The 23,074-nt window shown below is 34.0% G+C and carries 19 protein-coding genes; 9 read left to right on the top strand and 10 right to left on the bottom strand.

The annotated features are described in order from the left end of the window. The first annotated feature begins 100 nt into the window (after nt 1–100). Nucleotides 101–619 carry a DUF421 domain-containing protein gene (locus H600_RS0113705; protein ID WP_026729321.1) on the top strand — a complete coding sequence of 173 codons (519 nt, stop codon included), beginning with the start codon at nt 101–103 and terminating at the stop codon, nt 617–619. Nucleotides 620–714: 95 nt separating this feature from the next. On the opposite strand, the gene H600_RS0113700 is transcribed toward H600_RS0113705, so the two are convergent. From H600_RS0113700 to hutH, 3 genes are read right to left on the bottom strand one after another with little or no spacing between them, the layout of a single operon-like run. Further along, a complete protein-coding gene (locus H600_RS0113700; protein WP_026729320.1) occupies nt 715–2,046 on the bottom strand; it encodes an inorganic phosphate transporter in 1,332 nt (443 codons plus the stop codon). A gap of 25 nt (nt 2,047–2,071) precedes the next feature. Continuing rightward, nucleotides 2,072–2,716: a DUF47 domain-containing protein gene (locus tag H600_RS0113695; protein WP_012024643.1), complete on the bottom strand. Its 645-nt coding sequence runs from the start codon at nt 2,714–2,716 to the stop codon at nt 2,072–2,074. 60 nt (nt 2,717–2,776) lie between these two features. Beyond that, nucleotides 2,777–4,279, bottom strand: coding sequence for a histidine ammonia-lyase (gene hutH / locus H600_RS0113690; RefSeq protein WP_026729319.1), 1,503 nt, complete (start codon nt 4,277–4,279; stop codon nt 2,777–2,779). Between the two features lie 642 nt (nt 4,280–4,921). On the opposite strand from hutH, the gene thrA reads away from it, so the two are divergent. The 3 genes from thrA to thrC all read left to right on the top strand — a co-directional run bounded on the left by thrA (nt 4,922) and on the right by thrC (nt 9,830). After that, complete coding sequence (gene thrA / locus H600_RS0113685) at nt 4,922–7,369, top strand: bifunctional aspartate kinase/homoserine dehydrogenase I (protein WP_026729318.1); 2,448 nt, start codon at nt 4,922–4,924, stop codon at nt 7,367–7,369. Between the two features lie 146 nt (nt 7,370–7,515). Continuing rightward, nucleotides 7,516–8,436 (top strand): homoserine kinase, encoded by a 921-nt coding sequence (locus H600_RS0113680; protein ID WP_026729317.1) that lies wholly within the window; start codon nt 7,516–7,518, stop codon nt 8,434–8,436. Nucleotides 8,437–8,540: 104 nt separating this feature from the next. After that, on the top strand, nt 8,541–9,830 hold the full coding sequence (thrC, locus tag H600_RS0113675) for a threonine synthase (protein ID WP_026729316.1): 1,290 nt from the start codon (nt 8,541–8,543) through the stop codon (nt 9,828–9,830). 64 nt (nt 9,831–9,894) lie between these two features. Here thrC and darG read toward each other — a convergent pair whose 3' ends face one another. The 3 genes from darG to H600_RS0113660 form a co-directional block, all read right to left on the bottom strand. Continuing rightward, nucleotides 9,895–10,932 (bottom strand): type II toxin-antitoxin system antitoxin DNA ADP-ribosyl glycohydrolase DarG, encoded by a 1,038-nt coding sequence (gene darG, locus H600_RS0113670; RefSeq protein ID WP_026729315.1) that lies wholly within the window; start codon nt 10,930–10,932, stop codon nt 9,895–9,897. 1 nt (nt 10,933) lies between these two features. Continuing rightward, nucleotides 10,934–11,557: a type II toxin-antitoxin system toxin DNA ADP-ribosyl transferase DarT gene (gene darT, locus H600_RS0113665; protein ID WP_157509922.1), complete on the bottom strand. Its 624-nt coding sequence runs from the start codon at nt 11,555–11,557 to the stop codon at nt 10,934–10,936. 304 nt (nt 11,558–11,861) lie between these two features. Continuing rightward, nucleotides 11,862–12,632, bottom strand: a complete 771-nt coding sequence (locus H600_RS0113660) for a hypothetical protein (protein ID WP_026729313.1) — start codon at nt 12,630–12,632, stop codon at nt 11,862–11,864. A 214-nt stretch (nt 12,633–12,846) separates the two neighbouring features. Between H600_RS0113660 and H600_RS0113650 the strand changes: the two genes are divergently transcribed. The 3 genes from H600_RS0113650 (at nt 12,847) to H600_RS0113640 (ending at nt 15,853) form a co-directional block, all read left to right on the top strand. After that, a complete protein-coding gene (locus H600_RS0113650) occupies nt 12,847–13,485 on the top strand; it encodes a hypothetical protein (RefSeq protein ID WP_026729311.1) in 639 nt (212 codons plus the stop codon). Nucleotides 13,486–13,638: 153 nt separating this feature from the next. Next, nucleotides 13,639–15,171, top strand: a complete 1,533-nt coding sequence (locus H600_RS0113645) for a S10 family peptidase (protein WP_026729310.1) — start codon at nt 13,639–13,641, stop codon at nt 15,169–15,171. 154 nt (nt 15,172–15,325) lie between these two features. Then, the gene (locus tag H600_RS0113640) at nt 15,326–15,853 is read left to right on the top strand and encodes a GNAT family N-acetyltransferase (protein WP_245176570.1); all 528 of its coding nucleotides are present in this window, start codon (nt 15,326–15,328) and stop codon (nt 15,851–15,853) included. A 131-nt stretch (nt 15,854–15,984) separates the two neighbouring features. Here the strand turns inward: H600_RS0113640 and H600_RS0113635 are convergent, their stop codons facing one another. From H600_RS0113635 to H600_RS0113620, 4 genes are all read right to left on the bottom strand, one after another. Continuing rightward, complete coding sequence (locus H600_RS0113635; protein WP_026729308.1) at nt 15,985–16,881, bottom strand: hypothetical protein; 897 nt, start codon at nt 16,879–16,881, stop codon at nt 15,985–15,987. 156 nt (nt 16,882–17,037) lie between these two features. Next, entirely contained in the window at nt 17,038–17,421 is a 384-nt protein-coding gene (locus H600_RS0113630) for a DUF3037 domain-containing protein (protein WP_026729307.1), read from the bottom strand. Next, complete coding sequence (locus H600_RS0113625) at nt 17,411–18,193, bottom strand: HipA family kinase (RefSeq protein ID WP_026729306.1); 783 nt, start codon at nt 18,191–18,193, stop codon at nt 17,411–17,413. Before H600_RS0113625 ends, H600_RS0113630 begins: the two co-directional genes overlap by 11 nt. A 197-nt stretch (nt 18,194–18,390) precedes the next feature. Next, complete coding sequence (locus H600_RS0113620) at nt 18,391–19,251, bottom strand: NAD(P)H-hydrate dehydratase (RefSeq protein WP_026729305.1); 861 nt, start codon at nt 19,249–19,251, stop codon at nt 18,391–18,393. 349 nt (nt 19,252–19,600) lie between these two features. Here H600_RS0113620 and gcvT point away from each other — a divergent pair, with 349 nt between their 5' ends. Beyond that, nucleotides 19,601–20,683, top strand: coding sequence for a glycine cleavage system aminomethyltransferase GcvT (gene gcvT, locus H600_RS0113615; protein WP_026729304.1), 1,083 nt, complete (start codon nt 19,601–19,603; stop codon nt 20,681–20,683). A 333-nt stretch (nt 20,684–21,016) separates the two neighbouring features. Next, nucleotides 21,017–23,047, top strand: a complete 2,031-nt coding sequence (locus H600_RS0113610; protein WP_026729303.1) for a S41 family peptidase — start codon at nt 21,017–21,019, stop codon at nt 23,045–23,047. Nucleotides 23,048–23,074: the final 27 nt, after the last annotated feature.

Below are 23,074 nucleotides of genomic sequence, written 5' to 3'. Positions count from 1 at the left end.
AAGTTCATTTCAACTTAATTCCGGATCAATATTTTAGCAGCTTTGTCAAAGTTTTAAAACTTTGACAAAGCTTTTTTATTTAACTTTAAAATAAAAAAAAATGACCTTTCCATATCTAGATATCGTTTTAAGAAGTATTGCCGTCTATTTTTTCATGACGATTGCCTTACGGATATTCGGCAAAAAAGAACTATCTCAATTAAACACTGCTGATGTAATTTTAATTTTACTAATTAGCAACTCCGTGCAAAATGCAATGGTCGGACCAGACACGAGTTTGACTGGAGGATTAATCGCCGCTTTGATTTTATTCATAATCAATTTCATTATTAAAAAATTGACCCATAAATCCAAGCTTTTCGCCGATTTGTTACTAGACAAACCTGAAGTTTTGATCCACGACGGAAAACTAGATTTTAAAGCTTTAAGCAAGCTTGATATTTCTGATGAAGAATTGAAAGAAGCCATGCGAGAACACGGCATAGAATTCTTTAAAAATGTAAAATTAGCAATGCTTGAAATCGACGGAACAATCAGTATTATTTCTGAAGATGAAAAAAAATTAAAACAAACACATTACAAAAGAAAACACAATAGAAAGAATTTGCAGAAATTCTAAAAGCAAAAAATCCGATTTCAAATTTGAAATCGGATTTTTTTATATCACTAAAACATGATTTTTTAATCTCACATTTTATAAAATTCATTTTACTTTTAAATAAATACGCTTAAAACAAAGTAAATCAATCCAGCCAATAAAGCCGAAATAGGAATGGTCAAGATCCAAGCCCAAATTAAACTTACCGTAACTCCCCAGCGAACTGCAGATACACGTTTGGTTAATCCAACTCCAATGATCGAACCTGTAATCGTATGCGTTGTACTTACCGGAATTTTTAAGTGCTCTGTAAAATAAAGCGTCAAAGCTCCAGCAGTTTCAGCTGCAACACCTTCAAATGAGCTTACTTTTGTGATTTTTGACCCCATTGTTTTTACAATTTTCCATCCTCCGCTCAAAGTTCCCGCAGCAATTGCAGAATAACAAGCTAAAGGAATCCAGCCCGGCATAACACCTTTGATGCCTAAATCATCATTTGGCAATACAACATCCAGCCAAGAATCCATATGAACACCTGGATTTGTATTGATATAAACCGCTACAGCAGCAGCAATAATACCCATTACTTTTTGAGAATCATTTCCTCCGTGACCTAAACTGAAAGCAGCAGAAGAAAGTAATTGCATTTTTTTCAAAGCGGCATCAGCTTGGTGTAAATTTAAGCTACTGAATATTAAGCAAAATCCACTTACCGTTAATATAATAAAGGCAACTAAGAACCATTTAATATTATGAGCATCAAAAGCTACACTCCAAAAATGAGAATCAAATCTTGGTTTTTCAATTTTGTCATAAGGAACCATTTGGCTATAAACAAACCAAATTGTTGCAATCATCAAACCTACTGTAAATATTTTTGGCCAAATGCTTTTTCTAGAAGCATTTAACAACCAGATCGAGATTAAATACGATGCTAAAGCCCCTAATAATGGTGCTAAAACAATAAAAGCAATAATGATAAGAACCCCTGAAGGCATTCCTCCATCTTTTCCAGCCTTGTACCAGCTTACGATTTGGTACCAATAATGTGTAGCACCATCTTCGCCAACATAGCCCGAAAATCCGTGAACTGCAATAGCATGCGCAACCGCAGCTCCTGCAAAACCTCCAATAAGTGTATGTGAAGAACTTGAAGGAATTCCTAACCACCAAGTCAATAAGTTCCAACAGATAGCCGCTATAACCCCGGCAAGAATCACCACTAGGTTGATTTCCATGGTGTGTGCCGTTTTTGCAACCGTATCTGCAACACCAAACCCGAAAACCCAATAGGCCAAAAAGTTGAAAAATGCTGCCCAAAGAACGGCCTGAAAAGGCGTAAGAACCTTTGTTGCAACAACTGTCGCAATAGCATTTGCCGCATCATGAAAACCATTGATGTAATCAAAAATTAAAGCTAATACTATAATTAATATAAGTATCGTCATAAAATTATAACTTCAGATTGAAAAATTAAGAATGTTTTACAGAAATAGATTCTAGTATGTTCGCAACACTCTTGCATTTATCTGTTGCTGATTCTAAAACAGATAATACCTCTTTGTATTTAATGATATTTTTAGCGTCTGTTTCGTTTTCAAAAATTTCAAAAACCGCTTTATTGTAAACATTATCAGATTTGTTTTCCAGTTTATTGATTCTGGCACAAGCATCTTTAATGATTTTAAAGTTCTGTAAATTTCTCAACTCTTTTACAGCACTATCGATGTTTTGACAAGCCTCAAGGTTGATTTCTGTCATTTTTCTGATTGATTTTGTGATCTTATCAACCTGATACAATCTCATACGGCTTGCAGCACCGTGAAGGTAATCTGCAACGTTATCAATAGAAGTAATTAATGTGTGAATATCCTCTCTGTCAAATGGAGTAATGAAGTTTCTGCTCAATTCCAAATTGGTCTGACGTGTAATGTCTTCTCCTTTTTGTTCTAATTCGTCAATCTTTTGAAAAAGAATTTCTCTTTCTTTCAAAGGAAGGTTTACAGCTTCGTGTAAGTTAGAAGCTAATTCAATTAAATTGCTTGAAGCCTCTTCAAAAAGTGGAAAGAATTTCTTGTCTTTCGGCACTAAAAATTGGAAAATACTGTTTATTGACATTTTTATATTTTTGATAGTGCAAAATTACTTCATTAATATTTTGCAGTGTTAAGCCATTGTTTACAAATCGTTTTCAATTTGGAAACTATTCAGGAACGATATCGTCTTCTCAATATCATAATGCAAGATTCTGTCTTCCTTTACCAAAGGCATCACTTCGCGGTAACTGCTTAAGAACATTTCAATAAAATCACTAGATTTTAAAGGCTCTCTATAAGCAATTGCCTGAGATGCATTCATTAATTCAATTGCCAAAATACGCTCTAAATTATCTAAAACCCGTAACGCTTTTGTCGCTCCATTTGCTCCCATGCTTACGTGATCTTCCTGACCATTGCTCGAAACAATACTATCAATACTTGACGGAGTTGCCAATTGTTTATTTTGACTCGCAATACTTGCTGCAGTATATTGCGGAATCATAAATCCTGAATTCAATCCCGGATTATCAACCAAAAACGCAGGAAGATTACGCAATCCTGAAATTAATTGATAGGTTCTTCTTTCAGAAATACTTCCCAATTCCGCCAAAGCGATTGCCATAAAATCCAAAGCTAAAGCTAAAGGTTGTCCGTGGAAATTTCCTCCCGAAATAATTTGATCCGCTTCAGCAAATATATTTGGATTGTCTGTTACCGAATTAATTTCGGTCTTAAACACCTTTCTAACATAATCAATTGCATCTTTTGACGCACCGTGAACTTGAGGCATACAACGGAAAGAATAAGGATCCTGAACGTGTTTCTTTTCTTGAGCAATAATTTCGCTTCCGTCTAAGAATTCTGCAATTCGCTGTGCCGTTACAATTTGTCCTTTGTGCGGACGTATATAATGTATCAATTCATTAAAAGGTTCGATTCTTCCATCAAAACCTTCAAGCGAAATTGTTCCAATTAAATCGGCTAAATAAGACAATTTATAACCTTTGATTAAAATATGAGCTCCGTAAGCACTCATAAACTGCGTTCCGTTTAATAAGGCCAAACCTTCTTTTGACTGCAAAACAATTGGTTCCCAGTTAAAATGTTTTAAAACTTCAGCTGAAGCCATTTTTTTTCCTTCAAAAAGCACTTCACCTTCTCCTAATAAAGGCAATGATAAATGTGCCAAAGGTGCTAAATCGCCCGAAGCTCCCAGTGAACCTTGCGTATAAATTACAGGAAGAATATCATTATTATAAAAATCAACCAAGCGCTGCAATGTAATCAACTGAACTCCTGAATGTCCGTAGCTTAAAGATTGAATTTTCAGCAAAAGCATCATTTTTACAATTTCTGCAGGAACTTCTTCTCCTGTTCCGCAAGCGTGCGATTTCACTAAATTCTCCTGAAGTTTAGATAAATTTTCGTTAGAGATTTTTACACTATATAATGAACCAAAACCTGTATTGATTCCATAAATTGGTGCAGAATGCGTAGACATTTTTTTGTCAAGATAATCACGGCATTTCTGAACGTTCACTTTTGCTTCTTCAGATAATTCAAGTGTTTTATCATTAACTAAAATTTCTTGTAATGTTTCTAAAGTTATGGTTTCAGTACTTATATAATGAATCTCTCTCATGATTATTTTAAATTTAAGACGTCAAAATTCAACAAATCAATATTAAAAAGCAACATTTTATCACAATAATTAAAATTTGCATCCCGTCAATTCTTCAGTTTTATTTATTCAGTAATCTAAAATTTCGCCAAAATCAACATTTTTCAACAACATTTTCGTTAAAAACCAATTCATTGCATAAGGTTTACGAGCAAAAAAAGCATTCTTAAATATGTCAAAACTTCAATTTAGCTTGTCTAATTTTAACAAATACTCAATATTGATTTTTTGAGATTTGAATTATTAAAATATTCGCAAAAAGCCTTTCGGAGTTTTTAATCCTACTTAAAAGCTGTACTTTTGAAAAATCAAAAATGAAAAGTAACAGCACAAAATATCAATCTACAATGACAGTTCAAACTAGAACTGCAATTGCTGCTACCATTATTTCTACTACAACAACTACTACCCCTTAGGGGTATACATTTTTACATATAATCCTAGGTTACCTATACTTTTTTCTTGAAAGAAGAAAGTTATTGGATACATAAAAAACATTTACAAAGAAAAAAAAGTTGCAGTTTTCAGTTTCAGTTCACAGTTGATAACCTGTGAACTTTGTCACTCAAAATCTTTGCAACTAATTAAAAAATATCAAAAAAAATGAAAGTATTAAAATTTGGCGGAACTTCGGTAGCCAATGCTCAAAATATAAAACTCGTTCTTGAAATCGTCAAACAAAAAGCTGAAAAAGAACAATTAGTTGTTGTAGTTTCTGCATTAAGCAAAGTAACTGATTTATTGCAATTAGCAGCGGCAAAAGCGGCGGCAAACGATGAAAGCTTCAGAGAAGTTGTTGCCGAAATCGAGAAAAAACACCTTGATACTTTAAAAGAACTTATTCCTGTTAGTGAACAAAGCAGTCTTTTAAGTCATGTAAAAAGAATCATCAATCATTTAGAAACTTTATTAGACGGTTGTTTCCTTTTGGGAGAATTATCTCCAAGAACAGCTGATACAATTTTAAGCTTCGGAGAATTGCTTTCTTCATTCATCATTGCGCAAGCGTATCAGCAAATTGACAAAGATGCGATTTACAAAGACAGCCGTGAATTAATCAAAACAGATCATAACTTCGGAAAAGCTGCGGTAAATTTTGAAGTTTCAAATAAATTGATTCAGGAATATTTTGCTTCGAACAACTCAAAAATCAATATTCTTCCAGGATTTATCGCGCAGACTTTAGACGGAATCACTTCGACTTTAGGACGTGGCGGATCTGATTATACTGCAGCCATTATTGCCGGAGCAATCGATGCAGAACAATTAGAAATCTGGACTGACGTAAACGGAATGTTTACTGCAAACCCAAAAATCGTAAAACAAGCGAGGCCAATTGCAAATATTTCATATCAAGAAGCAATGGAATTATCGCATTTTGGTGCAAAAGTTCTGTATCCGCCAACAATTCAGCCGGTTTTAAGAAAAAATATTCCGATTTTAATCAAAAATACTTTTGAGCCGGAAGCTGTAGGAACTTTGATTTCTGACACTGTGGTATCAAAAGACACTGTTGTAAAAGGAATCAGCCATATTGATAATATTTCGCTTTTAACGCTTGAAGGACCAGGAATGATTGGTGTTGCAGGTTCTTCTAGACGTTTATTTGAAGTTTTGTCTCAGGAAAAAATCAACGTAATTTTTATTACTCAGGCTTCTTCTGAACATTCAATTTGTATCGGAATCTTAAATTCGGATGCTGATAATGCCGAAGCTGCGATTAACAGAGCTTTTGAAATCGAAATTGCGCAGAACAAAATCGATCCTTGTTATGTAGAAAAAGACCTTTGCATTATTGCTTTGGTTGGTGAAAACATGAAAAATCACCAAGGTTTGAGCGGAAGAATGTTCAGCACTTTAGGAAAAAACAACGTAAACATTCGTGCAATTGCGCAAGGTGCTTCTGAAAGAAACATTTCGACTGTAATTAACGAAAGAGACGTTAAAAAAGCATTGAATACATTGCACGAAAACTTCTTTGAAGAAAACACAAAACAGCTGAATTTATTTGTAATGGGCGTTGGAAATGTGGGCGAAAAATTCATAGAGCAAATCCACAATCAGAAGAAATTCTTAAAAGATGTTCTAAAGATTAACGTTCGTGTTATTGCTTTATCAAACTCAAGAAAAATGGTATTTGATGAAGACGGAATTTCATTAAAAGACTGGCAATCGACTTTAGATAAAGGCGAAGCCGCAATTCCGACAGAATTCATCGCACGCGCCAAAGAACTGAATTTACGTAACAGCATTTTCGTTGATATTACAGCAAATGCAAGCGTTTCTGAAATGTATGAGAAATTCTTAAAAGAAAGTATTGCGGTTGTGACTTGTAACAAAATCGCTTGTTCATCTGCTTACGACAACTATAAAAAATTAAAAAGCTTATCTCGCCAGTATAACGCTCCGTTTTTATTTGAAACGAATGTTGGTGCAGGATTGCCAATTATTGACACTGTAAAAAACCTTATTGCATCTGGCGATAAAGTGCATAAAATTCAAGCCGTTTTATCAGGAAGTTTGAACTTTATTTTCAACAATTTTGACGAAAACAATTCTTTCCACGATGTGGTGAAAGAAGCCGGAGTTCAAGGTTTCACAGAACCAGATCCAAAAATCGACTTAAGCGGTGTTGATGTTGCTCGTAAAATCTTGATTTTAATTCGCGAAAGCGGTTACGAAATGGATATTGATACTATTGCAAACGAATCGTTTTTGCCAGCAGAATGTTTAGCAACGACAAACAATGAAGATTTCTTTGCTTCGTTAATCAAACACGCTTCTCATTTCGAAGCTATTTATAAAGAAGCTTTAGCGAAAGATTCAAGATTGAAATACGTAGCGCAATTCGAAAATGGAAAAGCAAGCGTTGGATTGCAATTTATTCCAAAAGATCATCCTTTCTATAATTTAGAAGGAAAAGACAATATCGTTTTGTTCTACACAGATCGTTATGTAGACCAGCCTTTATTGATCAAAGGAGCTGGTGCCGGAGCTGCAGTTACTGCTTCTGGAATTTTTGCAGATGTAATTAGAATTGGAAATGTGTAAAAGATGCTAAGATGCTGAGTCGCTAAGATTCTAAGTTCTTTTCTCAATTAAACTTAGAATCTCAGAAACTTAGAATCTCAGAAACTTAAAAATAAAAAGCTGCAAAGAAATCTTAGAATCTTAGCATCTTAGAAACTTTAAAAAAAATGGAAATAAAATTATTCTGTCCCGCTACAATTGCCAACCTCTCGTGCGGATTTGACGTACTTGGACTTTGCTTAGACAATGCGGGCGATGAAATGATTGTTCGAAAAGTCGATCAAAAAGGAGTTAGAATCACTAAAATTGTGGGTGCCGATTTGCCTTTGGAAACCGAGAAAAACGTTTCTGGAGTTGCCGCTTTGGCCATGTTGGAAACTTTAGACGAATTGGACTTCGGATTTGAAATCGAAATTTATAAAAACATAAAAGCCGGAAGCGGTATCGGAAGCAGTGCCGCAAGTTCTGCCGGAGCGGTTTTCGGGATTAATGAATTATTGGGAAGACCATATTCTCGTAAAGATTTGGTTCAGTTTGCGATGCAGGGCGAGAAATTAGCCAGCGGAAACGCGCATGCCGACAACGTTGCTCCTGCCCTTTTAGGCGCCTTTACTTTAGTAAGAAGTTATTCGCCTTTGGATATCATCAGAATTGACAGTCCAGAGGAATTATACGCAACAGTTGTTCATCCGCAAATTGAGTTGAAAACTTCTGACGCTCGTTCGGTTTTAAAACAAAATGTTTCCCTAAAAAGCGCGATCACACAATGGGGTAACGTAGGCGGATTGGTTGCAGGTCTTTACACTAAAGATTATGATTTAATTGGAAGATCACTTCATGATGAAATCGTTGAACCAGTTCGAAGCGTTTTAATTCCAGGATTTGATTTAATCAAACAAACGGCTTACGAAAATGGCGCTTTAGGTTCTGGAATTTCAGGTTCCGGTCCATCTATTTTCGCTTTAAGCAGAGGAAAAGAAACCGCCGAAAAAATTGCCAAAGCCATGAGCGACGTTTACGAAAAAATGAATTTACCTTATGAGATTCATGTTTCGAAGATCAATCCAGACGGTGTAAGAATTCTTTAAAAGCAATATTACTAACCATATAAGTGACATAAGTTCATTTAATAAAAGCGCATGCAATTATATTAACTTATATCACTTATATGGTTTAAAAATAAAAACACAAAATGAAATACTACAGTTTAAACCATAATGCCCCAAAAGTTTCTTTTCAAGAAGCTGTAATACAAGGATTAGCAACTGACAAAGGATTATATTTCCCAGAAAGCATTACGCCGCTTGATCCTTCATTTTTTGATGAAATCGAAAGTTTAAGTGACGAAAAAATCGCTTACGAAGCCATTAAACAATTTGTAGGGGACGAAATTCCTGAGATTATTTTAAAAAGAATCATTGCTGATACTTTGGTTTTTGATTTCCCTGTTGTGAAAGTCGAAGACGGAATCTATTCATTAGAATTATTTCACGGTCCTACAATGGCTTTTAAAGACGTTGGAGCGCGTTTTATGTCGCGTTGTTTGGGATATTTCAATAAAGACAAAAAAGATTCTAAAAACACCGTTTTAGTAGCCACTTCCGGAGATACAGGTGGCGCTGTTGCAAGTGGATTTTTAGGCGTTGATGGCGTTGATGTTGTCATTTTATATCCGTCAGGAAAAGTGAGCGATATTCAGGAAAAACAATTGACTACTTTAGGGCAAAACATTAAAGCGCTTGAAGTTGATGGTGTTTTTGATGATTGTCAGGATATGGTGAAAAAAGCGTTTTTAGATGAAACTTTGGCGCACAAAAACCTGACTTCGGCGAATTCTATTAATATTGCGCGCTGGTTACCGCAAATGTTTTATTTCTTCTTTGCCTATAAAGCGTTGAAAAGCCAAAACAAACCTTTAGTTTTCTCTTGTCCAAGCGGAAACTTCGGGAATATCTGCGCCGGAATTATGGCAAAGAAATTAGGATTGCCAATTGAACATTTTGTAGCGTCTACAAACGTAAACGACACGGTGCCAAGATTCTTAGAAAACGGAAAATACGACCCGAAACCTTCTAAAGCGACCATCTCTAACGCCATGGATGTTGGAAACCCAAGCAACTTTATTAGAATTCAGGAATTGTACAACAACGATTTAAAAGCTTTCGAAAAAGACTTTTCTTCTTATAGTTATACTGATGAAGAAACATTAGTTGCTCTAAAGAAAATCTATAACACAGACGGTTATATCGCAGAACCGCACGGCGCTGTTGGTTATTTAGGTTTGAAAAAAGAATTGGAGAAACACCCTAACGCCATTGGTGTTTTCTTAGAAACGGCGCATCCTATTAAGTTTTTGGATGTTGTTGAACCTGCTTTAGGAATTACGCTTCCTATTCCAGCTCAAATTGAGAGTGTTATTAATGAGGAGAAAGTTAGTGTGAAGATTAAGAGTTATGAGGAGTTGAAGGGTTTCTTGGGGTAATCTATTTATTCTTCACAAAAAATTTAAAAGCCACAAATTATATAATTTGTGGCTTTTAAATTTTTTAATTATTCACATGCATATCATGCTTTTCGAAATTTTTCATAGCAATACTTATAAACTTAGAAAATGTTTTCTTTCTTTCACTCCATTGTTCAAGATGTTCTATAATTATTTCTTCTGACTTAGTTTTCTTTTTTTCAATAATAAAATCTATGGTTGATAATAGTTCTAATCCAAAAGAAGAATAAAATCCATTTAAGAAAGCTTTTGTTTTCTCTACAGTTTCTTTATATTTTTTATTCTCAGGAAAATCTAAAAATTCAATTATTTCATGTTCTGTATTAGCTCTTAAAGCAATTTCCTCAAATGGCTTCTTATCTTTAGAACTATATCCAGTAATATAACTTCCATTTAAATAATATAGAACATGTTTAACTTTACCTGAATATGGTCCATAAAAATTTGCAGAAAATTCTAATTTAAAATCATCTTTAGCACCAAACTTTTGCAAAAAATATGCTACTTTTTCTGCTGCAAACTCTGAAACAAATTCTCCATTCCTAACCAACTCAAAAAGAACAGATAACAACATTGCTCTTGCAGGAGTTAACTTGACTCTTTCTTTTTTTAAAACTTCTTCAATTGTAGCATTTGGTTGGAAAATTGAAATATCAGCATCAACATCTTTTAAATAATATTGCATTAATCGACTTACTTTATTCCAATCTAATCCACCATGGCCAGCACCCAACGGGGGAATAGCTATTGATTTAATATTTCTATCTTTTATTACCTTAACGAGTTCAATCATCCCTTTTTCGATATAGTTATATTCTGAAGGTTTTCTCCAATCGGTTTTTGTTGGAAAATTTATGATTATTTTTTTTCCTCCTAATAATGATTGCTCTTCAGTAACCAATAATTCTCCAATATGAAATTCATTATTTTTACATGCTTTAGCATAAACTCTATAATTATTTGGAAATTGATTTTTAAACTGCAATGCAATACCTTTACCCATAACACCAACAGTGTTTACTGTATTGACTAAAGCCTCAGCTTCACTTTCTAGTAAATTTCCTTTTATAAATTTGAGCATATTAAAAATAGAATTCGCTTTTTATTAAAATTTTGTCATCTGGTATTCCTAATTCTAAAAGCTTATTTTTAGCCTGTTGATTATATACCGCATATCTTCCAATTGCTTCGCAAGGTATGTCTTTTTCAATAAGAAACTCTGCTTCTTTGCGTCGTTTTTTATCCAAATCTTTAGGGTCATTCCAATATGAATCTTTAATAACCTTTAAATCAATTATTTCTTCAATTTTAGTAATTTCACTTGGTAGAAAAAAAGTACTCAAACAATTTACTGCATGACCATCGGTAAAAATATAATCTAAACCTAAATTAATTATTTGAGCAACAGAAGTGATACAATAAACTATATTTTCTGCCGACGTGGCTTGAACTCCATTAAAACCTTTTTGTATGACATAAAGCATTGGCATTCTATACCAAAAATAAAAAGGTATGTAATTACTGAGAGTTTTTCCATTGGGAGTAAAAAAAAAACTACGGTTATTTATTAGGCTTCCATCACCAATTGCTTTATAATTTTTATTTGCATTAACAGAATCTATTTTAGTAATTCCATATTGCAACACATGTTCCATATTATCAATATGTAACATTCTAAAAAGATAAATTTTATTTAAATCTGTCACTATTATAGAATTTTATCAAACGTACTTAATTCGACACACTTATCAAAGAAAAGATTACTGGTTTTATTTTTTTTTAAAATTATTAATATCCAGATTTTACTTAAATATAAAAAATAAAAAGAAACAAAGCCCAATAATCTAAAATTAAAAGGAGATAATTTTTTTTCCCGCTCTAAGAAGTGTTCTTAATTAATAGCAACGATCCCCCGCTAGCGCGAGCGTCCCGCTCGTGAACACAAAGAAATTCAAAACCCAATTGGAACGCTCACGAGCGGGACGCTCGCGCTAGCAGTTTACTGTAAAATTATTTCTTAGTTCCCAAGAAATACAAAATCTTCGCAGGTCCAGATTTCACTTTTCCAACTTCCCAATTAAAACTTTCTTTGTTTTCTAATTTAGAAATCAATTCGTTCATTTCTTCAACAGAATAGGTTCTTAAAGACGAAACTACGCCATCCCATAAAACCAAAATCGGCACAATTGGAATTAAGTACGTAAAAATGATTCTGCCAATTTTAAACGGTCGGATAAAAGGCGTTGTCAGCAAAACAGAAATTGGAGAAAGAAGCATCGCTACAATACTTGGGGCACTTCGCTCCTGGCCTTCAAAAATCGCAATGGAACTGTTGGTGTCGACTGCATTTTGCAAAATTTGCTGTGCATCTTTCGGTTTAAAATGATGAAAGGACAAAAATTGTGTTCTGAGTCCTTTCAAGTTTTCAGGGACATTTTTGGCATCGACTGGAGTTTTTATAAAATCGAAATTATTGGCTTGTTTTTGGGTATGTTCGAACGCAGGAATATTGGGGAAATAATCCGTCAGCATGATTTTTAGATCGGGATTGTTTTTTCGCAATTCGGCGTTGAGCCAAATCAATCCTCTTCCACCGCCTGAAGCCAAATCAATGATTTGATTGGTATGACTTTCTTTTAATCCTTTTTCAATTATTGGCACTATTCCTTTATACATTGCAGTTTTATTCGAAAGAAACTGCAAAAAATCAGTCATATAATTTCTAATAAATTCCGGAAGCCATTGTTGATCTTCAAATTCAAATAAATGTATTCTGCTCATACTTTCTTGATTTTCGGTTCTATACAAATTTCAAGAATTTTATTTAGATATTTACTTTTGGAATGGCTCAAATAACAGATTACGGCTTCCCGTAATAAAATAATAAAAATAAAACTGAATTTTACATTCAATAAATTGGCTTTGCTCTTTCAAAAAAAAACAATCATAAACCAATTTCTTCATATCTTCAACAAATAAACGAATCAAAAACAGGATGACAAAAATTACTAAAACCGTTTCACTACTTTCTTTTATACTATTCATTTCTTGCGGACAAAAAGATCCAAACAAAAATATTGATGAAGGAAATGTGAAAAATGATATTTATAAAAGCCCCGAAATTGGCTGGACAATAGAAATTCCAAAAGGCTGGTCCGTAGTTTCAAAAGATCAAATAGCGGAAAATGAAGAAAAAGGCCAAAAAGCGATCGAAAAAACATCGGGTCAAAAAGTGGATGTGCAAAATCTAAAACATCTTATTAGTTTTCAAAAGGATAAATTCAACTTCTTTGCTTCTACTTCTGAACCCGTCCAAGAAGAATATCCTGGGGAATATCAAAAAAACAACAAAATGCTTCAAAGTTTAATTTACCAGACGTATCTTGACAATCGCATTAAGGCTGATACTTCTTCCGGTAAGGAAATTATTGGTGGCATTGAATTCAATACTTTTTACATTACAATTTATGCTCCTGACAGTGATCGCGTACTTTTGAATCAAATTATGTACAACAAATTAATCAACGGATATGATTTTGGCGTAAACATCAATTATAATAATGAAGAAGCTAAAAAAGCTATGGTAGGAGCTTTTGCAAAATCAAAATTTGATGTCAGCAAGCTGAAAAAATAATGAGCAAAACATCTTATGCCACTAACGCAAAGTTCTCTCATTAATTCAAGAAAAGACTAGAAAATCATCTCTTGTTATTTTTTTATATCTTTAAAAACTTTAATCAACATTCCCCAAATTCGGAACAATAAAATAAATAACACGCCTAATTTTATGAAAAAGACATTACTTTCATTTCTTTTAGTTGGATTTTTAACTGCCTACGCTCAAGAATCAAAGCCAGATTCAAAACCGAAAACACCTGCTGCAAAAGAAGAAAATTCACCTTCTAACCTTACTTTCAATCCAGATTCTCAAGTTGTAACCAATCATACCACAACGATAAAAGGCCAAAAGGTTTCGTATAAAGCAACGGCTGGTACTATGCCCGTTTGGGATGAAGATGGAAAAGCTATTGCCGGATTATTTTATACCTATTATGAGCGCACTGATGTAAAAGATCGCGATTCTCGTCCGTTAGTGATTTCATTTAACGGCGGTCCTGGTTCTGCTTCAGTTTGGATGGAAATTGCTTATACAGGGCCAAGTTTGTTAAATATTGATGAAGAAGGATATCCTTTGCAACCTTATGGGATAAAAGAAAATCCGTACTCGATTTTAGATATTGCCGATATTGTTTTTGTAAACCCTGTCAATACAGCGTACTCAAGACCTACAAACAAAGAAATTCCGCCTGCAAAATTCTTCGGTGTAAATGCCGACATCAAATACCTAGCCGATTGGATCAATGGTTTTGTAACCCGCTCTAATCGTTGGGCGTCGCCAAAATATTTGATAGGAGAAAGCTATGGCACGACTCGTGTTTCGGGATTAGCGCTTCAATTGCAAAACAATCAATGGATGTATCTTAACGGAGTGATTTTAGTTTCTCCTACTGATTTAGGAATTACTCGTGGCGTTGTTTCTAATGCGGCTCTTAAATTGCCTTACTTCGCAGCTACAGCTTGGTATCATAAAATGCTAAGTCCAGATCTTCAAAACAAAGATTTAACTGCTATGTTGCCAGAGGTTGAAGATTTCACCATAAACGAACTTCTTCCTGCTTTGAGCAAAGGAGGATCTTTGGACGAACAAAAAAGAAAAGAAATTGTGTCTAAAATGGCACGTTATTCTGGTATTTCAGAGAAAGTTTTTCTGCAAAACAATTTAGATGTTCCTAATGATTATTTCTGGAAAGAATTGTTGAGAGATCAAGGCTATACAGTTGGAAGACTTGATTCACGATACAAAGGAATTGACCGCAAGGACGCTGGTGAAAGTGTTGATTTCAATGCTGAACTTACTTCTTGGCTGCATTCGTTTACACCTTCTATCAATATGTATTTACGAAATAATCTTAACTACAAAACTGACTTTAAATACAATATGTTTGGTCCAGTGCATCCTTGGGACAGATCGAATGATAAAACGGGAGAAAACCTGAGACAAGCCATGGCGCAAAATCCGTATTTGCATGTCATGGTGCAATCAGGATATTATGATGGTGCTTGCGATTATTTTAATGCCAAATACGATTTATGGCAAATGGATCCAAGCGGAAGACTAAATAACAGAATGTCTTGGAAAGGCTACAGAAGTGGCCACATGATGTATTTGAGAAAAGCTGACCTGGAAACGGCAAATGAAGATATTAGAACATTCATAAAGCAATCATTGCCTAAACCTAGTGAGCCTGCAAAATATTAAATCTGATTTTTTAAACACATATAAATCAATTGCCTCCAGCTTTAGCTGGAGGTTTTGTTTTTAAGCATAAATCGGCTTTAGCCAAAAACATAAAAAATTAGGCTAAAGTCATTTTCTAGCCTAACTTTGTCCCTACAGCTAAAGCTGTAGGCAATTGAAAACACTTATAAACAACATGATCACAAAAGCATTACTCGAAGATATTCCTGCATTAGCAACTTTAATAAATTCAGCTTACAGAGGCGAAACTTCCAAAAAAGGCTGGACAACCGAAGCACATTTGCTAGAAGGAAAAAGAACTGACGAACAGGAAATGACAGAAATTTTCGTTGATCCGAAAAACACAATTCTGAAATTTACTGAGAATGATAAAATTATCGGTTCGGTTTTATTGGTTGAAAAAGGACATCAATTGTATTTGGGAATGCTTACAGTTTCACCAGAACTTCAAAACGGCGGCATTGGGAAAAAGCTTTTGGCTGAAGCCGAGAATCACGCAAAATCTTTAGGATTGTCAAGTATTATTATGACCGTTATTTCGGTTCGTGAAGAACTAATTGCGTGGTACAAACGTCACGGTTATGTGGATACCGGCGAAAGAGAAGCTTTTCCAGAAAGTGACATTCATGTTACGGTTTCTAAAGAGCCTTTGGAGTTTATATATTTAGAGAAGAAGCTTTAGAAAGGTTCAAAGGTTCAGAGGTTCAAAGGCTTTCTTTTTTAATCTCGCAAAGTCGCAACGTGCAAAGTTTTATTTTTCTTTGCTACGCTGCGACTTTGCGAGATTATTTTTTTTTATTTACTTAAAACGATTTATTTATATTCAAATAGTACCTTTTCATCTGTAAAATCTGTTGCTACATTATCAGGATTACTTGTAACGCAGCTGCCAGAAAGCAAAATTTCACTTATTCTTCCATATTTATCAAAATTTCTTTTGAAGCTGATTGTTTTATAAGATTTTTGAAATGGCGTTTTAGTAAAAACATTTTCAATTTTTATAATATTATTTGCACTACTTTTTCCTAATTTATTGTAAAATAAAGGCTTGATCAATCCAACCTTATGCAATGGTGTTTCATAACCAAAATCACCCATTGGAATATAAGGTGAAGAATCATACGTATAATTAGTTACAACCACATCTCCATATTCAGTAGTTTTAGTCTGAGTAATATTTCCGTTAGTAATCGTAAAATCGATTTGCTTTTGTAAATAATATTTTCCAGTAGAGCCTGTCGTAATACTCTTAAAATAAGTTACTAATTTAAATAAATATCCATTTTCATAACTAATAACAGTTGAATCTCTATCGATACTTGTTACTTCTCCAGTAAGCTTTTTAAAAACTCGATTACCAATAAATGAAACAATGTTTTTGTCTTTCAATTTAATAAAAGTTTTTGCTTCTAAGTCGACATTTGACATATTATCTTCTAATAGATTTGTTTCAATCAGATCATCACTTACATACTTTATTTCTACTGCTCCATTTAATTTTATCCTACTTAAATCGTCGTATTGGTATTCTTGCTTGTCATTCATATAAGCTAAATTACTACTCGTAGGATAAGTAATTGAAACTAGTTTTTGATTTGCAGGATTAATTTCTTGCTCTTGCTCATCTTTAGGAGAATCTTCTGAAGAACAAGCCGTTGCTAACAAAATAATTAAAGCAAAAGGGAAAATAGTACTTTTTTGAAATTTCATTTTTATAATAGTTTAAAAGTGTACAATAGATTATGGGGTTTTGTGACACAAACGTAAAAAAAATAAATAGCTTTAAAATACGGAAAGCCGTAAAGAGACAAACTTTACGGCTTTTTATTTTCAGAAAAACGATCTTTGACTATTAACTCAGAAAAACTAAAGTACCAACTCTTCAAACAAACGTTGAATCGTTTTCTCCAAATCCTGACATAAACCCGGATGAGGTCTCGACGTTTGTATCGCAGAACTTCTAATTGCCGTTAACCAGCGAAAACGCTCCGGAATTTCAAATGCAGCTATTGGTCCGCCGTCTTTGGCTCCGTTTGCAATTTTTTGTAATGAAGTCAGATTGCATTCTAATTGTTCGATATCAAAATCGGCAGAAAGAGCTTGGATTCGCTCTTTATTTAAATGAAAAAGCACTTTTATAAACTTCGCTCTTTTGCAAAACAAAATGATTCCGATATTCAGGAATTCTTCGCGCTCTACCCTTGGCACAACACGAATCACAGCATATTCGTATAAGTGGTTATCTTGCATTTTGAGCCTGATTTACAAATATTTCTGAATTCTCTAATCTTGTTTTTAAAAACTGCAAATAAACGTTTCGCAAATTTTCCGGCGTTTCATCTGCATCTTCCCATTGAAGCCAGTCTTCAGGAATTGTATTTACGATTTCTTCTAAAATTTCCGGCGTTAGAATCGCTTTAAATTCGGCGTCAACTTCTTTTAAAAGTGAGGCCTGAGGCAATAAAACGTGATCTTTTATCAATGCAAAAGGACTTTTGGCATGTTGTTCCCAATTGTTCCAAGAATGATGAAAATACAAACATGCTCCGTGATCAATCAGCCATAATTCTTTATGCCAGATCAACATATTGGTGTTTTTAAAAGTTCGGTCTACATTTGTGATATAAGCGTCCAGCCAAACAATTTGTGAAGCTAATTTAGCATCAACAGTGGTTACAGCAGGATCAAAAGTGATTGCGCCTGACAAAAAATGAAGCGCCAAATTTAATCCCTGGCTTCCTTGCAATAAATCCTGAATTTCTTCATCAGCTTCGGTTCTTCCGAAAGCTTCGTCCAAGTTTGCGAATACTAATTCCGGTAATTGTAGCTTTAAGGCTTTTGCGATTTGTCCGCCAACTAATTCGGCTATTAATGCTTTTACACCGTGACCGGCTCCTCTAAATTTTAATACATATTTAAAGTCGTCATCTGCTTCTGCCAAAGCGGGTAAAGAACCGCCTTCGCGCAGTGGCGTTATATAACGCATGACGTTTACTGTTCTAAGATCGAAGTTGTTTATCATTTTTTTAAAGATTCTAAGATGCTAAGAAACTGAGATTCTAAGTTTCTAATCTTTGATATTACAAACTTACAATTTTTGATTTTAGATTTCAGAGTGTAGATTTTAGATTTTCTTCTAAAATTGTTTAAGAAGATAATTTTTTTATATAATTATCTAATTGACACATTTTCTAATTATCTAATTGCCAAATTATCTAATTATCTAATTGGCACATTTCCTAATTCAAGAAAAGCTTTTCCTAAATACTTAATAATGGTAGAAGCCGTAAAAGATTCGTAACCCGTTTTTGGCAAAGCGAGATCTGCTGTTAAGCCATGAAGATAAACCCCAAGTTTTGAAGCATATTTGGGTTCGTAGCCTTGTGCCAAGAGACTTGTTAAAATTCCCGTTAATACGTCACCGCTTCCTGCAGTTGCTAGCGCTGCGTTTCCGGTTGTGTTTTGGTAAACCGAAGTTCTGTTGATGATGTAAGTCGGTGCGCCTTTCATGACCACAATGACTTTGTATTTTTCTGAAAAAGCGACTGTTTTCTGAAATTTCTCTGATTCAGAATTCCATTTCCCTATTAATCGTTCTAATTCTTTAGGATGAGGTGTCAAAATTGTATCTTCGGGAACTAATTCTAACCATGATAAATTTTCCGAAATAATGTTTAGAGCATCCGCATCTAAAACCAAAGGCATTTTATTGATTCTCAAAAACTCAAATAACGCTTTTTGTGTACCGAGCTCCTTTCCCATCCCTGGACCAATCCCGATCGCCTGTGGCATGAAAGGTAAATGAATCATAGTAATGAAATTTGTGTTTTCGTCTGTAACCGTCATTACTTCGGGAATCGAAATTTGAAGAATTTGATAACCACATTTGGGTATAAAAGTCGTTACGAGTCCGCAACCTGATTTTAGGCAGGATTTTGAAGCCAAAACTGTTGCTCCAATTTTTCCGTAGCTTCCAGCAATAATCACGGCGTGACCTTGTGTTCCCTTATGCGCATGCGGATTTACAGGTTTGTATATTTTTAGAATTTCTTCTTTATTGATTAAATACGGTGATTTCATTCTTTCATTGGTGTTAATTTAAACACATAGAATCATAGCTTTTCTTGCCTTAGAAAGGCGTTTCACTTGTTTAAATAAACATAGCTAAACCTAAAAACTCCATTTTTATAATAAAATTACATAAAAAATAGAAATCACGAATCATCTTTTGAAACTGTCAGCCCTAGCCCTGATAGTAGCGGCATCTCCCGATTTAGAAAAACAAGGCTTTTTAGCGGTAGTTTTTGTTGATCGGGAATATAGCGGATAGCAGGAAATAGCTCCTAATTATTGCGAAATTTATAATTTAAGCTATTCAAATTCGATATTTTTTGAATAGATTTGCATAACAATTTTATAAAACTACACAATGAAAAATACTGCGCTTACGCACATACATGAGAGTTTGGGAGCGAAAATGCTGCCTTTTGCAGGTTACAACATGCCTATTACATATGAAGGAGTTAATGCTGAACATGAAACAGTTCGTAATGGTGTGGGCGTTTTTGACGTTTCGCATATGGGTGAATTTTTGTTGACAGGTCCAAATGCTTTGGCTTTGATTCAGAAAGTGACTTCAAATGATGCTTCAACTTTGACGATTGGAAGAGCACAATATTCTTGTCTTCCTAATAATGAAGGCGGAATTGTTGATGATTTGATTATTTATAAAATGAAAGAAGAGCAGTATTTACTTGTTGTAAATGCTTCTAATATTGAAAAAGACTGGAACTGGATTACTTCTCACAATGATTTGGGAGTTGATATGAAGAATATTTCTGATGATTATTCATTATTAGCTATTCAGGGACCAAAAGCGGTTGAAGCGATGCAGTCTTTGACTTCTGTTAATTTGTCTGCGATTACTTACTACCATTTTGAAGTGGGTGATTTTGCAGGAATCGAGAATGTAATTATTTCTGCTACGGGATATACTGGTTCTGGCGGATTTGAAATTTACTGCAAAAATGATGAGGTAGAACAAATTTGGAATAAAGTTTTTGAAGCTGGAGCTTCTTTCGGAATTCAGCCAATTGGTCTAGCTGCACGTGATACTTTGCGTCTAGAAATGGGATTCTGCTTATACGGAAATGATATTAACGATACTACTTCTCCACTTGAAGCTGGTTTAGGATGGATTACGAAATTTACAAAAGATTTTACTAATTCTGAGGCGCTTAAAAAACAAAAAGAAGCTGGGGTTACGAGAAAACTGGTTGCTTTTGAAATGCAGGAGCGCGCAGTGCCAAGACACGATTATGAAATTGTTGACGGTTCTGGAGCTGTAATCGGAATTGTAACTTCTGGAACGATGTCGCCTTCTATGAACAAAGGTATTGGTTTAGGTTATGTAACGGTTGCAAACAGTGCAATTGACAGTGATATTTTTATCAGAATCAGAAAAAACGATGTCCCTGCTAAAGTGGTTAAATTACCGTTTTACAAGAAATAATTACTAATAAGTTGCAAAGTCGAAAATCAAAAGTTGAAAGTTTTATATTTTACAACTTTATGACTTTCGACTTTTGACTTTTGACTTTCGACTTTCGACTTAAAGAAAATTCCAAAAATGCATTGCAATTTTATAAAGTTGCAATGCATTTTTTTATGCCAATTCGGAAATTTCAATATTCAGTTTTAAAGTTTTTGCTGATTTTTATTATCGTTTTTTTTGATTTAATGTTATTCATAGATAAAATCTTTTACTTGTCGATATTCTTCGGAAATTACTGTCTTTTCTAAAAAAAATACCGTAATTTTAGTGTAACCGATGATTTACAGATTTATGAAAAACTTAGTAATAATATTTCTGCTGACTTCAACTACACTATTTAGTCAAAATAGCGACCATACATGTCAGATCTTAAATAAAATCAATGCACTTATTCAAAAAGAGCATATTCGGCCAAAACCGGTTGATGATAGCCTGTCTGTTTTTGTTTTTGATAATCTGATCAACGAACTTGATCCGTCGCGAAACATTTTTTTTAAAAGTGAATACGATGAAATGTCCAAAAAATACCGTTCAAATCTTGATGATTTAATTTTGAATAATGACTGCAGTTTTCTGGATGACATTACTTCAAAATATCGAGCTGGCCTTTTGAGAACGAAAGCTGTTTTAGAAAAAATTCAGGCCTCAACTATTGATTATTCTATTAAAGATACCATCCGATTTTACAAAAAAGCGTTTCCTTTTTATCTGAAAAAAGAAGATTTAGAAAAGGTTTGGCAAAAAAAACTCCGCTATCAAATTTTAGACGAAATTGCAGAAACCAGTGAAAATCTGGATTCGATAAAAGCAAACTTCAAATCAATTGAAGCTGCTTCTAAACAGATGATTTTATCTAATGAAATTTGCCGAATAAGCACTCTTTTAGAAAACAACAACAAGCAAGAGGAAAATCTGTATAATTATTTCTGTACCTATTTTGATCCTCATACAACTTATTTTAGTGATGATTCTAAGACTAGCTTTGTTGCATCTTTGTCTAAAGAACATCTTTCACTTGGAATGAGTGTAAATTTGAATGAAAAAAATGAAATAATTATTGCTGAAGTCGATCCAAACGGTCCTGCATATCAAACCGGACTGATTAAAAAAGGTGATCAAATTATCTCTATTTCAAATCAAAAAGAAACTTTAAAGGTTTCCTGTGCTTCACTAGAATTGATCTCAAACATGATTTTATCCGAATCCAATAAAAGCATTACGCTTACGCTGAAACGAAATTCTGGAAAAAGCTTTGATGTTTATATAGAAAAACAAGTAATGAAGGATGAGGATAATTCAGTTTACAGCTTCATTATTGGAAAAGACAGCAAAATCGGCTACATCAAAATTCCGAGTTTTTATGCTGATCTAGACGAAAACAATCGAAAAGGCTGTGCCGATGATGTGGCACGCGAAGTAATGAAACTCGAAAGAGATGAAATAAAAGGCCTCGTAATTGATTTGATTGATAATGGCGGTGGTTCTATGGAAGAAGCCATAAAACTTGCAGGAATGTTTATTGATTACGGCCCGATTTCTATTGTTAGTGATAACAAAAAAGAAAAATCGGTAATAAATGATCCTTATAGAGGGATGATTTACAAAGGTCCGATTGTGGTTTTGATAAACAGCAATACAGCATCGGCAAGCGAATTCTTTGCTTCAATTATGCAAGATTACAATCGCGCACTTTTGATAGGAAGCAACACACTCGGAAAAGCAACTATGCAAACCATTCTTCCGCTTGATGAGAAAAAAAATACTGATTTTTTAAAAATCACAATCAATAAATTTTACCGCATTACAGGAAAAAGTCATCAATATATTGGCGTTAAGCCAGATGTAATTTTGCCTGAATTTTATGAAGACGTTTATCAAAAAGAAAGTGATTTCCCTACTGCAATTAAAAACGATAGTATTCAATCTTTTTTGAGATACAGACCATATGCAAAAAGAGCTCTCATCGACAAACTGGCTAAAAATTCTGCCACAAGACTGGCGGACAACTACTATTTTAATGACATCAAAAAAATCAACCTAAAGATCGACCAAATTGTCAATACGCCAAAAGCAGAACTTCCGATGACTTTGGACGCTGTTTTCAAACAAAAAAAAATAGTCAATTCGCTTTGGAAAGAAATCAACACTTTCAATGACGAAAACAATCCGCTGGATGTTTACAACTCTACCGTAAATCAATTTTTGCTTGGGGTTTACCCGAATGACAAAACGGCAAATCAATATCAGCTTGATAATTTAAAAACAAATCCTTACTTGAATGAAGCTGTAAATGTTATCAATGAATTTAATGCTTCGAAATAGATTTTTTTGTTTCAGGTTTCAGGTTTC

It is taken from the genome of Flavobacterium denitrificans DSM 15936 (assembly GCF_000425445.1).
Taxonomy (GTDB): Bacteria; Bacteroidota; Bacteroidia; order Flavobacteriales; family Flavobacteriaceae; genus Flavobacterium; species Flavobacterium denitrificans.
This window is presented reverse-complemented; position numbering and strand designations above follow the sequence as displayed.

Bases quoted from the DNA above. Each gene is read 5' to 3' on its own strand.
- H600_RS0113705 (WP_026729321.1), top strand. From the start codon at position 101: ATGACCTTTCCATATCTAGATATCGTTTTAAGAAGTATTGCCGTCTAT.
- H600_RS0113700 (WP_026729320.1), bottom strand. From the start codon at position 2,046: ATGACGATACTTATATTAATTATAGTATTAGCTTTAATTTTTGATTAC.
- H600_RS0113695 (WP_012024643.1), bottom strand. From the start codon at position 2,716: ATGTCAATAAACAGTATTTTCCAATTTTTAGTGCCGAAAGACAAGAAA.
- hutH (WP_026729319.1), bottom strand. From the start codon at position 4,279: ATGAGAGAGATTCATTATATAAGTACTGAAACCATAACTTTAGAAACA.
- thrA (WP_026729318.1), top strand. From the start codon at position 4,922: ATGAAAGTATTAAAATTTGGCGGAACTTCGGTAGCCAATGCTCAAAAT.
- H600_RS0113680 (WP_026729317.1), top strand. From the start codon at position 7,516: ATGGAAATAAAATTATTCTGTCCCGCTACAATTGCCAACCTCTCGTGC.
- thrC (WP_026729316.1), top strand. From the start codon at position 8,541: ATGAAATACTACAGTTTAAACCATAATGCCCCAAAAGTTTCTTTTCAA.
- darG (WP_026729315.1), bottom strand. From the start codon at position 10,932: ATGCTCAAATTTATAAAAGGAAATTTACTAGAAAGTGAAGCTGAGGCT.
- H600_RS0113660 (WP_026729313.1), bottom strand. From the start codon at position 12,632: ATGAGCAGAATACATTTATTTGAATTTGAAGATCAACAATGGCTTCCG.
- H600_RS0113650 (WP_026729311.1), top strand. From the start codon at position 12,847: ATGACAAAAATTACTAAAACCGTTTCACTACTTTCTTTTATACTATTC.
- H600_RS0113645 (WP_026729310.1), top strand. From the start codon at position 13,639: ATGAAAAAGACATTACTTTCATTTCTTTTAGTTGGATTTTTAACTGCC.
- H600_RS0113635 (WP_026729308.1), bottom strand. From the start codon at position 16,881: ATGAAATTTCAAAAAAGTACTATTTTCCCTTTTGCTTTAATTATTTTG.
- H600_RS0113630 (WP_026729307.1), bottom strand. From the start codon at position 17,421: ATGCAAGATAACCACTTATACGAATATGCTGTGATTCGTGTTGTGCCA.
- H600_RS0113625 (WP_026729306.1), bottom strand. From the start codon at position 18,193: ATGATAAACAACTTCGATCTTAGAACAGTAAACGTCATGCGTTATATA.
- H600_RS0113620 (WP_026729305.1), bottom strand. From the start codon at position 19,251: ATGAAATCACCGTATTTAATCAATAAAGAAGAAATTCTAAAAATATAC.
- gcvT (WP_026729304.1), top strand. From the start codon at position 19,601: ATGAAAAATACTGCGCTTACGCACATACATGAGAGTTTGGGAGCGAAA.
- H600_RS0113610 (WP_026729303.1), top strand. From the start codon at position 21,017: ATGAAAAACTTAGTAATAATATTTCTGCTGACTTCAACTACACTATTT.